This window comes from Aeromonas sp. QDB31 (assembly GCF_027707605.1).
In the GTDB taxonomy this organism is placed as follows: Bacteria; Pseudomonadota; Gammaproteobacteria; order Enterobacterales; family Aeromonadaceae; genus Aeromonas; species Aeromonas media.
Map to the genome: position 1 here is coordinate 14,768 of NZ_JAPCIX010000003.1, position 12,906 is coordinate 27,673.

13 protein-coding genes are annotated in these 12,906 nt (G+C 55.9%); 9 read left to right on the top strand and 4 right to left on the bottom strand.

What is annotated here, in order from left to right; genetic code table 11:
- Positions 1-79 precede the first annotated feature (79 nt).
- Genes pseB through PG898_RS03805 form a run of 9 tightly spaced genes read left to right on the top strand, consistent with a single transcriptional unit; the run spans position 80 to position 8,548 of the window.
- The gene (gene pseB, locus PG898_RS03765; RefSeq protein WP_171269058.1) at positions 80-1,084 is read left to right on the top strand and encodes a UDP-N-acetylglucosamine 4,6-dehydratase (inverting); all 1,005 of its coding nucleotides are present in this window, start codon (positions 80-82) and stop codon (positions 1,082-1,084) included.
- Positions 1,081-2,223, top strand: coding sequence for a UDP-4-amino-4,6-dideoxy-N-acetyl-beta-L-altrosamine transaminase (gene pseC, locus PG898_RS03770; RefSeq protein ID WP_171269059.1), 1,143 nt, complete (start codon positions 1,081-1,083; stop codon positions 2,221-2,223). Before pseB ends, pseC begins: the two co-directional genes overlap by 4 nt.
- Positions 2,214-3,059, top strand: coding sequence for an aldo/keto reductase (locus tag PG898_RS03775; RefSeq protein ID WP_171269060.1), 846 nt, complete (start codon positions 2,214-2,216; stop codon positions 3,057-3,059). The genes pseC and PG898_RS03775 overlap by 10 nt, the downstream gene beginning before the upstream one ends.
- Positions 3,056-3,811 (top strand): cytidylyltransferase domain-containing protein, encoded by a 756-nt coding sequence (locus PG898_RS03780; protein ID WP_171269061.1) that lies wholly within the window; start codon positions 3,056-3,058, stop codon positions 3,809-3,811. The genes PG898_RS03775 and PG898_RS03780 overlap by 4 nt, the downstream gene beginning before the upstream one ends.
- On the top strand, positions 3,808-5,097 hold the full coding sequence (locus PG898_RS03785; protein WP_171269062.1) for an aminotransferase class III-fold pyridoxal phosphate-dependent enzyme: 1,290 nt from the start codon (positions 3,808-3,810) through the stop codon (positions 5,095-5,097). The genes PG898_RS03780 and PG898_RS03785 overlap by 4 nt, the downstream gene beginning before the upstream one ends.
- Positions 5,098-6,252, top strand: coding sequence for a UDP-2,4-diacetamido-2,4,6-trideoxy-beta-L-altropyranose hydrolase (gene pseG, locus PG898_RS03790; RefSeq protein WP_216368058.1), 1,155 nt, complete (start codon positions 5,098-5,100; stop codon positions 6,250-6,252).
- Between the two features lie 14 nt (positions 6,253-6,266).
- Positions 6,267-6,818, top strand: coding sequence for a UDP-4-amino-4,6-dideoxy-N-acetyl-beta-L-altrosamine N-acetyltransferase (pseH, locus tag PG898_RS03795; protein WP_171269063.1), 552 nt, complete (start codon positions 6,267-6,269; stop codon positions 6,816-6,818).
- A gap of 15 nt (positions 6,819-6,833) precedes the next feature.
- Complete coding sequence (pseI, locus tag PG898_RS03800) at positions 6,834-7,871, top strand: pseudaminic acid synthase (protein ID WP_408750204.1); 1,038 nt, start codon at positions 6,834-6,836, stop codon at positions 7,869-7,871.
- A gap of 11 nt (positions 7,872-7,882) precedes the next feature.
- Positions 7,883-8,548 carry a class I SAM-dependent methyltransferase gene (locus PG898_RS03805; protein ID WP_171269065.1) on the top strand — a complete coding sequence of 222 codons (666 nt, stop codon included), beginning with the start codon at positions 7,883-7,885 and terminating at the stop codon, positions 8,546-8,548.
- Between the two features lie 92 nt (positions 8,549-8,640).
- On the opposite strand, the gene PG898_RS03810 is transcribed toward PG898_RS03805, so the two are convergent.
- Genes PG898_RS03810 through fliD form a run of 4 tightly spaced genes read right to left on the bottom strand, consistent with a single transcriptional unit; the run spans position 8,641 to position 12,903 of the window.
- Entirely contained in the window at positions 8,641-10,743 is a 2,103-nt protein-coding gene (locus PG898_RS03810) for a motility associated factor glycosyltransferase family protein (RefSeq protein ID WP_171269066.1), read from the bottom strand.
- Positions 10,743-11,015, bottom strand: a complete 273-nt coding sequence (locus PG898_RS03815; RefSeq protein WP_171269067.1) for a hypothetical protein — start codon at positions 11,013-11,015, stop codon at positions 10,743-10,745. The genes PG898_RS03810 and PG898_RS03815 overlap by 1 nt, the downstream gene beginning before the upstream one ends.
- Positions 11,016-11,065: 50 nt before the next feature.
- Positions 11,066-11,488: a flagellar export chaperone FliS gene (gene fliS / locus PG898_RS03820; protein ID WP_171269068.1), complete on the bottom strand. Its 423-nt coding sequence runs from the start codon at positions 11,486-11,488 to the stop codon at positions 11,066-11,068.
- A gap of 20 nt (positions 11,489-11,508) precedes the next feature.
- Positions 11,509-12,903, bottom strand: coding sequence for a flagellar filament capping protein FliD (fliD, locus tag PG898_RS03825; protein WP_171269069.1), 1,395 nt, complete (start codon positions 12,901-12,903; stop codon positions 11,509-11,511).
- Positions 12,904-12,906: the final 3 nt, after the last annotated feature.

The window sequence follows — 12,906 nt, forward strand, 5'->3', positions numbered from 1 at the left end:
TCCGATGGCTCGCTACAAGATATGGCATAGAATATGCTTTCCACTCTGACAGATACTCACTCCATAACGGGACTATGACATGTTCAACGGAAAAACGATCCTGATCACCGGGGGTACCGGCTCCTTTGGCAAGAAATTCATCGAGACTGTCCTCTCTCTGTACACGCCGAGCCGTTTGATCGTCTATTCCCGTGATGAACTCAAGCAATTCGAGATGCAGCAGCGCTTCAACCACCCCTGCATGCGCTACTTCATCGGCGATGTACGCGATGCCGAGCGACTCAACATGGCCATGCACGGCGTGGACTTCGTGGTCCATGCCGCCGCCCTCAAGCAGGTACCGGCCGCCGAGTACAACCCCATGGAGTGCATCAAGACCAATATCTATGGGGCGGAGAATGTCATCAAGGCGGCCCTCAACAACGGGGTCGAGAAGGTGATCGCCCTCTCTACCGACAAGGCTGCCAACCCGGTCAACCTCTATGGCGCCACCAAGCTCTGCTCCGACAAGCTGTTCGTGGCCGCCAATAATATGGCGGGCAGGCATCCGACTATTTTCTCCGTGGTGCGCTACGGCAACGTGGTAGGATCCCGCGGCTCAGTAGTGCCCTTCTTCGACCGGTTGATAAAGGAAGGCGCCAGCCGCCTGCCCATCACCCATGGCGAGATGACCCGCTTCTGGCTCACCCTGCAACAGGGAGTGGAATTCGTGCTGACCAACTTTGTCCGCATGAAGGGGGGGGAAGTATTCGTTCCCAAGATCCCGTCCGTGCGCATCACGGATCTCGCCAGCGCCATGGCCCCCGAGCTGCCCCAGGAGATCATCGGCATACGCCCGGGCGAGAAGCTGCACGAGGTGATGTGCCCGGCCGATGACTCCTACCATACCTATGAGTTCAATGACTATTACGTCATCGCCCCCAGCATCACCTTCACGAGTCGCAACAATGACTTCGCGATCAATGCCCTGGGGGAGCAGGCGACCCTGGTCGAGCCCGGCTTCGAATACAATTCCCTCAATAATCGCCATTTCCTGTCGATAGAGGAATTGAAAACGATGAACCAGCAGGTGCTAGCCGAATGATCCCCTATGGACGCCAATCCATCACAGATGAAGATATCGAAGCCGTCGTTGCCGTCCTGAAGTCGGACTATCTGACACAGGGCGAGGCGGTCCCCGCCTTTGAACAGGGACTGGTCGACTACTGCCATGCCCCTCATGTGATCGCCTGCAGCAACGGAACCACGGCCCTGCATCTCGCCTGCGCCGCGCTTGAACTGGGAGCAGATGACTGGGTCTGGGTCTCGGCCATCAGTTTCGTCGCCTCCGCCAACTGTGCCCGCTATTGCGGCGCCCAGGTGGATTTCGTCGATGTGAAACCCGATACCGGCAACCTCTGCGTGACGGCGCTGCGCGAGAAGCTGCAAAGCGTTCAGGGCAGCGCTCGTCAGCCCAGGGCCCTGGTCGCCGTGCACCTGGCAGGCCAGCCCTGCGATCTTGCCGAGATTGGCGCCCTGTGCCGGCAATATGGCGTTCACCTCATTGAGGATGCCTGCCATGCCCTGGGGGCCAGCTATCAGGGAGACCCCATCGGCAGCTGTGCCTACAGCGACATGACCGTCTTCAGCTTCCACCCCGTGAAACCCATCACCACGGGGGAAGGGGGCGCGGTGACTACCCGCAGTGCCGAGCTGGCCGCCAGGCTTCGCCTCTATCGCAGTCATGGCATCACACGGGATCCAGAGCAACTGAGGGTCGCCAGTCCGGGTGGCTGGTACTACGAGCAGCAGGTGCTCGGCTTCAACTACCGCCTGACCGACATCCAGGCGGCCCTGGGGTTAAGCCAGCTCGCTCGCCTGCCGCAGTTCATCGACAGGCGTCGGCAGTTGGCCGCCCGCTACGACGAGCTGTTGACTCGGCTGCCGGTGCAGCCCCTGAACCAGATGGATGACTGCCTCAGTGGCTATCACCTCTATGTGATCCGGGTTCACGACCGGGACCGGGTGTTTGCAAAGCTGAGGGAGGCCGGCATCGGCGTCAACGTCCACTACATGCCCATTCCGGCCCAGCCTTATTACCGTGGTCTGGGCCATGATCCCGCCGATTACCCCGGCGCCCAGGCCTATTACCGGCAAGCCATCAGCCTTCCTCTGTTCCCTGCCCTCTCATCCGCCGAGCAGGACAAGGTTGTCGAAGCCCTGGAGTCGGTGCTATGCGCCTAGCCCTAGGCACTGTCCAGTTCGGCCTCGATTACGGCATCAGCAACCATTCGGGCCAGGTACCGGATGGCGAACTCGACGCCATCCTGACTCTGGCCCGCAAGCTGGGGATGGATACCCTGGACACAGCCCAGGCCTACGGCAAGGCCGAGGCAAGACTAGGGCTTTGCAACACCGCCGACTTTCAGGTCATCACCAAGCTGTCACCGAACATCGACGCCGCGAACCTAGCCTCCTCTTTGGAGTCCAGTCTGCAACGACTGGCTCGCCCCAGCGTCGAGGGCTTGCTGCTGCACCGCAGTCAGGATGCCAGCCCTGCCCTGTTCGAGCATTTGGCGGATCTTCAGCATCAGGGCAAGGTAGGCAAGGTGGGGGTCTCCGTCTACTCCCCCGAGGAGCTGGCACTCTGGCTGGCGCAGGGTTATCCCCTGGAGCTGGTGCAGCTCCCCGCCAACCTGCTCGATCAACGCTTCCTGCGCTCGGGCTGGCTCGACCGGTTGCAGGCCATGGGCTGTGAAATCCATGTGCGATCCCTCTTCCTGCAAGGCCTGTTATTGATGCAGCCGGCCCTTCGTCCCGTTTATTTTGACGCCTTCGGTGAACTGCTCGCGCGGCTGGATGGGTGGCATCCCCACCTCTCCCCCCTCCACAAGGCGCTCTCCCTGATCCCGGCCCTGCCCCAGGTGAGCCGCTTCGTGGTGGGGGTCTGTCATGCCCACGAGCTGGCGGCCATAGCCTCGGCTTATGCCCATCTGCATCCGTGCCATGACGACGACCTAGCTGCCCTCGCCTGTGACGAGCCGACCCTCATCAACCCAGCCTTGTGGAGAACATCATGATCCTCGGGATCCTGCAGGCCAGAGCCGGCTCCAGCCGGCTGCCTGGCAAGGTGCTCAAGCCTCTGCTCGGCGCCCCCATGCTCGCCCGCCAGATAGAGCGACTCCAACGCTCGACCAGGCTGGATCAGCTGGTGGTCGCCACCAGTGACCAGGCCGACGATCTGGCCATAGCGGCGCTCTGCGCAGAACTGGATGTTCCCTGTTTTCGCGGCCCCCTGGACGATGTGCTGCAACGCTTTCATCTGGCGGCGCAACCCTTTGGCCCCAGCCAGATTGTCAGGCTCACCGGCGACTGCCCCCTCGCGGATCCCGCCCTCATCGACGAGCTGATCGAGCTGCATCTGGCCGGCGGCTACGACTACAGCAGCAACTGCTGGGATCCCAGCTACCCGGATGGGCTGGACGCGGAGATCATGAGCGCCGCCACCCTGGATCTGCTGGCCGAGTGCGCCCACACCCCGACCCAGCGCGAGCACGTCACCTACTACATCCGCCAACATGCGGATCAGTTCAAGATAGGAACACTTAGCCACACTCCCAGCCTGGCCCACCTGCGCTGGACGGTGGACGAGCCCGCCGACTTCGCCCTGGTCGAGCAGATATATCAGCGGCTCTACCCGTCAAACCCGGCCTTTGCCACCGACGACATTCTCGCCCTGCTGGCCCGTGAGCCGCAGTTGGCGACCCTGAACACTCAACATCAACGCAATGAGGGGCTGGCGCGATCGCTGGCCAAGGAGAACCACTCATGACCTCACGTTATCAGCATTCACTGACCCTCTCAGCCCGGGCCGAGCAGAGCATTCCCTTAGGGTCCCAGACCTTCTCCAAGAGCCGCCTCTGCTTCCCCTACGGCGCCGCCCCGCTCTTTATCGAGCGCGGCCAGGGCGCCAGAGTGTGGGACGTGGATGGCAACGAGTATCTCGACTTTGCCAGCGGCCTGCTGGCCATCAGCCTCGGCTATTGCGATCCGGATGTGAACCAGGCCGTGCTGGAGCAGCTCAACCTGGGCTCCATCTTCTCCCTTCCCCATCGGCTGGAAACCGAGGTGGCGGAACAGCTGATCGAGCTGATTCCCTGCGCCGAGATGGTGCGCTTTGGCAAGAACGGCACCGATGCCACCTCCGCCTGCATCCGCCTCTCTCGCGCCGTCACAGGGCGAGAGCGGGTCGCGGTCTGCGGCTATCACGGCTGGCAGGACTGGTACATAGGCTCCACCACCCGCCACCTGGGGGTGCCCGAGTGCGTACGCGAGCTGACCCATCGCTTCGACTACAACAATCTGGCCTCCCTCAAGGCCCAGCTGGAAGCCCATCCCGGCGAGTTTGCCGCCGTGATCCTGGAACCCATGAACGTCGCCTGGCCCGCCCCTGAGTTCCTGCCCGGCCTGCGCCAGCTGTGCGACGAGCACGGCGCCCTGCTCATCTTCGATGAGACCATCACAGGTTTTAGAAATCATTTAGGAGGCGCCCAGACCCTGTTCGGGGTGACCCCGGATCTGGCCGCCTTCGGCAAGGGGATGGCCAACGGCTTCCCTATCTCCGCCGTGGTGGGTCGCCGCCAGTACATGCGCCGCATGGAGGACATCTTCTTCTCCGGCACCTTCGGCGGCGATGCCATCGCCCTGGCGGCGGCCAACGCCGTCATCAAGAAGATGCGCCGGCTCGACGTGCCCACTCGCCTGGCCGAGCGGGGCCAGCAACTGCTCGATGGGCTCAACGCCCTGTTGCAAAAGCTGGATGCCCCAGGCTGGCTGCAAAGCGCCGGCCACCCCAGTTGGTGTTTCTTACTGACAGGTGATTCAACCAACCACACAAGCTGGCAGTTAAAGAGCTATTTAATGCAGGAGCTGTGCAAGCGTGGCATTCTCAGCCTTGGCAGCCACAACCTCAATCTTGCCCATAGTGAAGAGGACATTCGAACCCTGCTGGCCGTCTATGCAGAAGTCCTGCCGGAACTTATCCGTCTGGACGCGAGTAAGGCCATCCATCAGGCCCTGGATGGCGAGCCTATCCAGCCGGTATTCAAGGTGCGCTGAGTGCAACCAGATATGCCGCAGACTCGATGCACAGCATCGGATAGCATGAGGCTAGACGGCCAGCGGATTGTTTTTCGTACCGATGCATCGCTGGAGATCGGTTCAGGCCATGTAATGCGCTGTCTGACCCTAGCCGATGCATTGAGTGAGAAAGGGGCTAAGTGCTGGTTTATCTGCCGTGCGCATCCAGGACACCTGGCTGAGCTTATCCGTACCCGTGGGCACCACTGCCATCTGCTTGACACAGTCGCCGAGCCAGACCAAGGCTCTGCGGACATATCTTCACCTGCACATGCGAGCTGGCTTGGATGCAGCAAGATGCTGGATGCTGCACAAACCCATGTAATTCTGGCCGAGCTGTGTCCAGCATGGTTGATTGTCGACCACTACGCTCTCGACGCCCACTGGGAAAGCAGGCTCCGTAATTATGTCGGTCGAATCATGGTGATCGATGACCTTGCGGATCGTCCTCACGATTGCGATCTGCTGCTCGATCAGAATCTGGGCCGACAGCTCGATGACTACCGAAAACATGTCCCACCCGGTTGCCAACTCCTGATCGGCCCACGCTATGCATTGCTTCGCCCAGAATTTGCTGAATTACGAGAATACTCTCTAAAGCGGCGCCAGCGTCCGGTGTTAAAACAGGTTCTGATCACTATGGGGGGTGTCGACAAGCTTAATGTAACTAGCCAAGTGTTGAATGCATTACGCTGTGCCCCCTTGCCTGACGATTGTCGGATCCTTGTAGTAATGGGACCAAAGGCCCCATGGCTAACACAGATTGAAGATCTCGCTGCAACTCTACACTGGCCAACCGAAGTACTGGTTAATGCTAACAATATGGCGCAACTTATGGCGAGTAGTGACTTGGCGATCGGTGCTGCGGGTAGTACATCTTGGGAGCGATGCTGTCTCGGTTTACCTACATTGATGATGATAATTGCAGACAACCAACAAGAAGCAGCGCACAATTTAATGTCGGCTGGAGCGGCTGTGTGTATGCAAGAAAAAAATATGGAAAAAAATATTACACATTGGGTTAATGAGTTTATTACAGCACCAGGAACTAGCACTGTAATGACAAGTTGTGCCAGTAGTATTACAGATGGTTTAGGAGTCTGGTTAGTTTCAGACAAAATAATGTCTACTTAATTGGGAATTTTGCCATGGATTCTCTTGGTGTATTACGAAATGTTAGAGAAAATGAACTTGATATAATGCTCGCTTGGCGTAACGAGCAAAAAGTAAGAAGTAATATGTACACTCAGCATATTATATCGCGTGAAGAGCATTATTCTTGGTGGGAGAGGACTAAACTCCGTCAAGACCAAAGATATTATATGTATGAATATGAAGGGCTGCCATGTGGCATAACATCATTTAACAATATAGACTTGAGTAATAAAAATTCAGCCTGGGCATTTTACACATCACCTTCAGCACCGAGAGGATCTGGAGCTAAGATGGAGTTTCTGATGCTCGACCTAGCATTCATTACGCTTGGCTTACACAAACTATACTGTGAGGTATTAGAGTTTAATCGCCCTGTAATTACTTTACACCACAAGTTTGGCTTTGAAACTGAGGGGGTTTTTAAGGATCAGCGCTTTACTAATGGAGAGTTTATCAATGTTCATAGACTGGCTATTTTAAAAACCCAATGGGAATGCAATAGAACTGCTCAACTAGAAAGAATAATAGCATTCAGGAGCAGATAGCATATGAAACCAAGAATATTTATTAATGATGTTGGCATTGGTGCTGATTTTCCTCCATATGTGATAGCAGAAATGTCTGCTAACCATAATGGCAAGCTAAATAATGCATTCCGCTTAATTACAGAGGCTAAGCATGCTGGTGCTAGCGCTATAAAATTACAGACTTATACAGCAGACACCATTACTCTTAACAGCAATACCCCAGAATTTCAAATCCATGAAGGGCTTTGGCGCGGTAAGAATCTTTATCAACTTTACCAAGAGGCTCAGCTACCTTGGGAATGGCATGCTCCCTTATTTCAGCATGCCCGTAAAATCGGTATCACAATTTTCAGCTCTCCTTTTGACACCACCGCGGTAGATCTCCTAGAAGAGCTCAATGCGCCTGCCTACAAGATTGCGTCTTTTGAAGCAATTGACCTACCATTGATCCGCTATGTCGCAAGCACAGGCAAACCCATGATCATATCGACGGGCATGGCAAACGCGGAAGAAATTGAAGATGCGATTGAGGCGGCGAGAACTGGTGGCTGCAAAGAATTAGCCATACTTCACTGTGTCAGTGGTTATCCTGCTCCGGCTGAAGATTACAACTTGCGCACCTTGCTAGATATGCAGCAGCGCTTCGGATTAGTGACTGGGTTATCCGATCATACGCTCGACAATACAACAGCTATTGCCAGTGTTGCCTTGGGAGCATCGGTCATTGAGAAACATTTTACTCTGGATCGCAATGGTGGTGGTCCTGACGATAGTTTTTCGCTGGAGCCGACAGAATTAAAGCAACTATGTATTAGTGCCAGAACAGCATGGTCTGCACTGGGTCAAGTGGATTACAGCCGAAAATCCAGCGAAGTGGGAAATGTAAAATTTCGGCGCTCTCTCTATTTTGTCAAAGACCTGCAGGTGGGAGAAACCATCACGGCAGATGCGGTGCGCAGTGTACGTCCTGGCTTTGGATTGGCCCCCAAATATCTTCCTGATGTGATAGGAAAAACTGTTACTCAACCTATATTGGCAAACACGCCGGTAAACAACGACGTTTTTAAATAATGGAAGGGCATATGCATCAGAAAAACGTCTTCATGGACCACGAAGGGAATGAGTGGTATAAGCGCAACAAGGCCGCCATCCTCGATAAATCTCTGGCAAATGATCCCATCTTCAAGGCGCTGGAATATCTGGGCAGCAGACCTGCCAGGATCCTGGAGATAGGCTGTGCCAACGGCTGGCGGCTGGCGCAGCTGGCCGAGCACTACGGCGCCCGCTGCTATGGGGTGGATCCGTCCGCCAGCGCCATCCAGGATGGGCTCTCCCGCTATCCAGGGTTGCAGCTCACCGTGGGGACGGCCGACTGCCTGCCCGAGATAGAGCCGGTCGATCTCATCATCTTCGGCTTCTGCCTCTATCTGTGCGACCCCCAGGATCTGTTCAAGATTGCCGCCGGCAGTGATGCCCTGCTGGCTGATCGGGGCCTCATGACCATACTGGATTTCAATCCGCCGGCCGGACACTATCGTAACGACTATCAGCATCACGCCAATCTCTTCAGCTACAAGATGAATTACGCAGAGCTGTTTGGCTGGCACCCGGGCTACCATCGCCTGTTTGAACATGTGCAACATCACGATGGCGGCGCCGACCTGGAGCCAGATGCGCTGATCTCGGTGCAGATCCTGCGCAAAGATGCGAGGCTGCTAGCGGCGCAAAACCCTTACCCTGCAAGATAAAAAAATACCGACCTCAGGGTCGGTATTTTGCTGCTTCACTTCTGGCTCCGGGAACGGCATCAGCTCATCTCGCGGCACTCCCGCGCGTCCAGTCAGCTTTTCACGGTTTTCTTTCTAAACAGTGCCATCACTTCGTTATCGATCATGTCTACGCTGTCGAGCGCCCTGGGATACATCTCCCTCACCTTCCCCAGAAACTCCAGCCAGAGTTCGATGGCGGGCTTCATCAGGGCTAGCGTCTCCTCTTCCCCCTCAAAGGAGTAGAGAATGGAGCTCAACAGGGTGAACACATAGTTCATCGATCCCACCATGGTCTGGGAGATATGCTGCTGGCGCGTGGCGGCTATCTGGGCGAGATAGCCAAAGTTGCGCAGCATCAGCTGGTTCAGCTCATTTCGGGAGGATAAGGGTTGACGCCACTCATCCATCATCTTGTCGACGAAGATATTGAAGAACTCGACGTCGAGCAGTGACGAGAAATCGTCCTTGGACAAGGGGATAGGGGTACAGAGCGCAGCAATCTCATCGAGCAGGGCGGCCTTGTTGACAGGCTGGGAGAGGCTTATCTCACCGCTTGGCAAGGCCCTGGTATTGGCAATCCTGGCCCCATCGCTGCAGTTGAAGCAGCGTACCTCGTCATTGTTTGCCAAGACCTGCTCCATCACGCGGCGGGAGGTATCAAACATGGCATTGCTGATGACGGTGCCGCCAAAGTTGCCTTCCCGCTGCCATAGGCTGTCGCCATACATCATCTCCCCCAGAGCACCCGCGTTCTCTTCGTCGTTGTAGTAGGAGCTGAGCCTGGAGTGGTGGTGCCCCTTGTGCTTGTAACCATTGTCCAGACCGAACAAGTAGAGCTGCTTGAAGCCCAGGTGGACGGGGGCACTGATGCCGATGTTGCCTACCAGAGGATTGACCCCACCAAGCACAGCACGAGGATCCAGTTGATAGAAGAAGTTCTGATAAAGAGCCCCTCCAGGTTCACTGAACTTGAACCCAAGTGCCGAGCGGTTGAACAGTGTGGCACAGTCGGGATGGATGACGTCCGTACTCAGGAACAGTACGTCACGCAGATATTCGGGGTCTTCCAGATTCACCAGGAAGTCGTAGACAATCTTGGTGCGCTCGGTCTCGACGTGGATATCCGGCTTGATCCCCACCCTGTGCAACGCCGATATGGCACTGCCACAGGAGATGATGACGGCCTTGTCCTTGTTGCGCTCGATGACAGCAATGGATTCGTCCAGCGAGGGGCCGTTGGCGACAATGAAAACCGGGGTACGCTGATACTGGGGAGAGACCCGTCGATCTTTTTGCAGGAACGGAACCCCGCGCTCGATATTGTTGATGGTGTGGGACAGGGCGATCAGGTTGTCGTCGAAGAAACCCCATCCCATCACCAGCAGGTAATATTCCTGCTGCACCTTCTCGATCAGTTTCTTGATCTTGTCGTTCTGATAGCCCCACATGATGAAAGCGTTGGCGATCAGGAAAGAGCCACGGCTGTGAATGGCCGAAGCAAAATCCTTGACGATGGTTTCTTCATCCTGACCCAGCAGAATGTGCAGCCCCAGATTCTCCTGATACAGGTAAGTCAGCAATGGCGCCCAGTCGAAGCAGAACAGGGACGCGTAGAAGAGATCCAGGTCCGGTTCAAACAGGAAGAGAGTACCAATCTTGCATCTTTCATAGAGATAACCGAGGTGATAACCCAGACCCACCCCGAAGATCAGGGCGCTCGGCACCTCATGGGGCACCTGACCCAGCCTCTCTTCCCGCTCGGAAATGTCGTCAAGATAGGCATTGAGCTTGTTGAGGTACTCGACATGCATGAAGCCGAGGGGATTGGCCTCCTGGCTGAAGGAGAATCTGGACAATCCCCCCTTCTCCATGAACTCCTTCACCAGCGTCTCACAGATGAGATAAGGCTCGGCACCGTACACGGCGACATCATCATCCAGCCATGCCAGATTGGGTTGACCGTTTTCACTGCAGAAGAACTTGAATGGACGAGCGGGCTGATAGTCCTCATACATGTCGGCGATATGGGGAATATATTGGCGAAACGCCGCCATATTTTGTGCAAAGCGAAGGGGCAACGCCACCTTCATGGCAGCTTCCTGCTCTGCTTGCTGCTGAAGTCGCAGTGCATCCTGTTCCGCTTTTATCAGGGCTGCATCAATATTGCCTGGCATCAGAACTCCTTGCTGTTTGCACGATACGCTTGCCCGGCCCTGCTGGCTTTCCCAACGTGGGTCAGCTGCTCAAAAATGGCGTGATGATGGCTGGCTGCTAGGGCTTTCGTGCTCTCTTCATAAATTGACAGTTCGCCAGCCAAGGCTGCAACAGCCTGTTGTTGCTCAGGTTCATCTTGAGCAAGCTGCACCAGACGACCTATCAGCGCCAGCCGCTCATCCATGCAGAGCAGGGCCTCATCATATTGCTGCTGCTGCAATAGTGCGTCCATCAAGCGGGTATTTTCCCGCAGTGCGCCATCGAGCTCGGTGAGAGTGACTCTCACAGTTCACCCAACTTTTGTCTCATCTGATAGCCCTGCTGTTTTTCAGCCTCGGGCAATTGGTCCCAACCGGATTTGATGGTCAGCATCAGTCCCATGACCTCTTCGAGAGGGGCGATATCCCGTGCCAGACTGGCATCCCAGATACGTTCGTCCATATAGGCGTAAAGCCCATAAAGATCTTCTGCCATGGCCCCCTGACTCATATCCAGTGCATCCTGCAAACCATGCAGCAACCCTTGTGCCTTGGAGATGGCCACCGATTTTGCTTCCATGTCCTGGCGCTCGATGGCCCCCTTGGCTTGTGCCAGACGTTCCAGGCACCCCTGCATCATCAGTTGAATGACACGGTGAGGATCCGCCGTGGCCAGATCGGCTGCGAGGTTGCCTGCTGTATAGGCTTTGATATTGCGCTTGTACATATTTCAATACTCTCGATCTATCAAGATTTCTGATAATTCGTCTGCAGAGTGGACAATGCAGAGGCCGAGTTGTTCATCTTGACCAGCAAGGCATCCAGGCTGCCATATTGGGCACGCAGTGAGGCTTCATATTTTGCCAATTGTGCACTGGCCGTTGCGGTTTTCTGGGTAAGAGCACGCAAATCCGAGTTCAAGACATCTTCTCGTTGTGCCAGCATGCCACCGCTCTTGGTATATTCTTTCAAGCCGGTATTCAAGGTGCCCGCCAGGCCCTTCTCTCCACCAAACAGCGCCACAACCTGATCGAAGTTCTTGTCGACGGCTTCGCCAAACTTCGTCTTGTCGAGGGACAGCTTGCCCTTGTTGTCCATCTTGATACCGACCTCGAAGATGGTGGAGTAGGTGCCGCTGTTCTGGGAAGGGCTGACCAGCAGATTGCTCATGAATGATTCGATGGCTCTTGTGGTTGAGTCACCGGCCAGGGCTCCGCCATCGTCCTGTTTCACGCCACCCACGAAGGTGTTGCGTTTGCCCAGGGTATTCATCTTGTCTTGCAGGGTGTTGTAGCCATCCACGAACTGCTGGACAAGCTCCTGGATAGAGGTCTTGTCGGTCGTGATATCGACCTTGTTTGCCTTGAGATCCCCCGCACTGTCTTTATCCGACACCCGCAGCACCGTCACCTTGAGGTCCTGGATAGAGTCATCAAAGGTATTGGTGTCGCTCTTGAGGACATTGCCATCCACGGAAATCTCTGCACTGCTGGCAGCCCGGGTCTGACTCATCACACCGCCCCCCGACTCGAAGATGGCGAGCTCCGCGGTATCCCCGGTGATGGTCAAGTCCTTGCCATCGCCCGAGATGCCGGAATCGATCACCAGCTTGGCCTTGCCATCCGCCGTGTTGACTATGTTGGCGCTGAGGCCGAAATTGTCGCCGTTGCTGTTGATGCTCTTGCGAATGTCTTGCAGGGTATCGCCCGCTTTCACATCCACCTTGAATGTCTTGTCGCCAGCCTTGAAGGTCAGCTGCCCATCCTGGGTGACCAGGGAGGTGGTGGAACTATCGAAAATGCCTTCCTGACGACTCGTTTCCGCCAACTTATTGACGATGATGTTGTATTGCCCATTGGAGGCGCCAGACTTGCTCTCCACCTTCAATATGGGGTCGTCTTTGCTCTGGGTGATGTTGATGGCGCGTTTGTTGAAAGCACCGGGGGCACTCAGCTTGTCGAGGATGTCGGTGAAGGCAGAGATGGAGGATTTCAGCTGACCTATGCCAGACAAGGTGATCTGGGTGCTGTTTTGTTTGGTGACGATCGGTTGTTGCAACTGGGCTTTTTTCGCTGCCACACTCGCCGAGATCACACTTTCAAGATCGAGCCCGGATCCCGCCCCCGCAGAGGTAATTGCCATACA

Excerpts from the sequence above, each read along its gene's own strand:
- fliS (WP_171269068.1), bottom strand. The coding sequence starts at position 11,488 with ATGTACAAGCGCAATATCAAAGCCTATACAGCAGGCAACCTCGCAGCC.
- PG898_RS03785 (WP_171269062.1), top strand. The coding sequence starts at position 3,808 with ATGACCTCACGTTATCAGCATTCACTGACCCTCTCAGCCCGGGCCGAG.
- pseH (WP_171269063.1), top strand. The coding sequence starts at position 6,267 with ATGGATTCTCTTGGTGTATTACGAAATGTTAGAGAAAATGAACTTGAT.
- PG898_RS03775 (WP_171269060.1), top strand. The coding sequence starts at position 2,214 with ATGCGCCTAGCCCTAGGCACTGTCCAGTTCGGCCTCGATTACGGCATC.
- pseC (WP_171269059.1), top strand. The coding sequence starts at position 1,081 with ATGATCCCCTATGGACGCCAATCCATCACAGATGAAGATATCGAAGCC.
- pseB (WP_171269058.1), top strand. The coding sequence starts at position 80 with ATGTTCAACGGAAAAACGATCCTGATCACCGGGGGTACCGGCTCCTTT.
- fliD (WP_171269069.1), bottom strand. The coding sequence starts at position 12,903 with ATGGCAATTACCTCTGCGGGGGCGGGATCCGGGCTCGATCTTGAAAGT.
- PG898_RS03810 (WP_171269066.1), bottom strand. The coding sequence starts at position 10,743 with ATGCCAGGCAATATTGATGCAGCCCTGATAAAAGCGGAACAGGATGCA.
- PG898_RS03780 (WP_171269061.1), top strand. The coding sequence starts at position 3,056 with ATGATCCTCGGGATCCTGCAGGCCAGAGCCGGCTCCAGCCGGCTGCCT.
- PG898_RS03815 (WP_171269067.1), bottom strand. The coding sequence starts at position 11,015 with ATGGACGCACTATTGCAGCAGCAGCAATATGATGAGGCCCTGCTCTGC.
- PG898_RS03805 (WP_171269065.1), top strand. The coding sequence starts at position 7,883 with ATGCATCAGAAAAACGTCTTCATGGACCACGAAGGGAATGAGTGGTAT.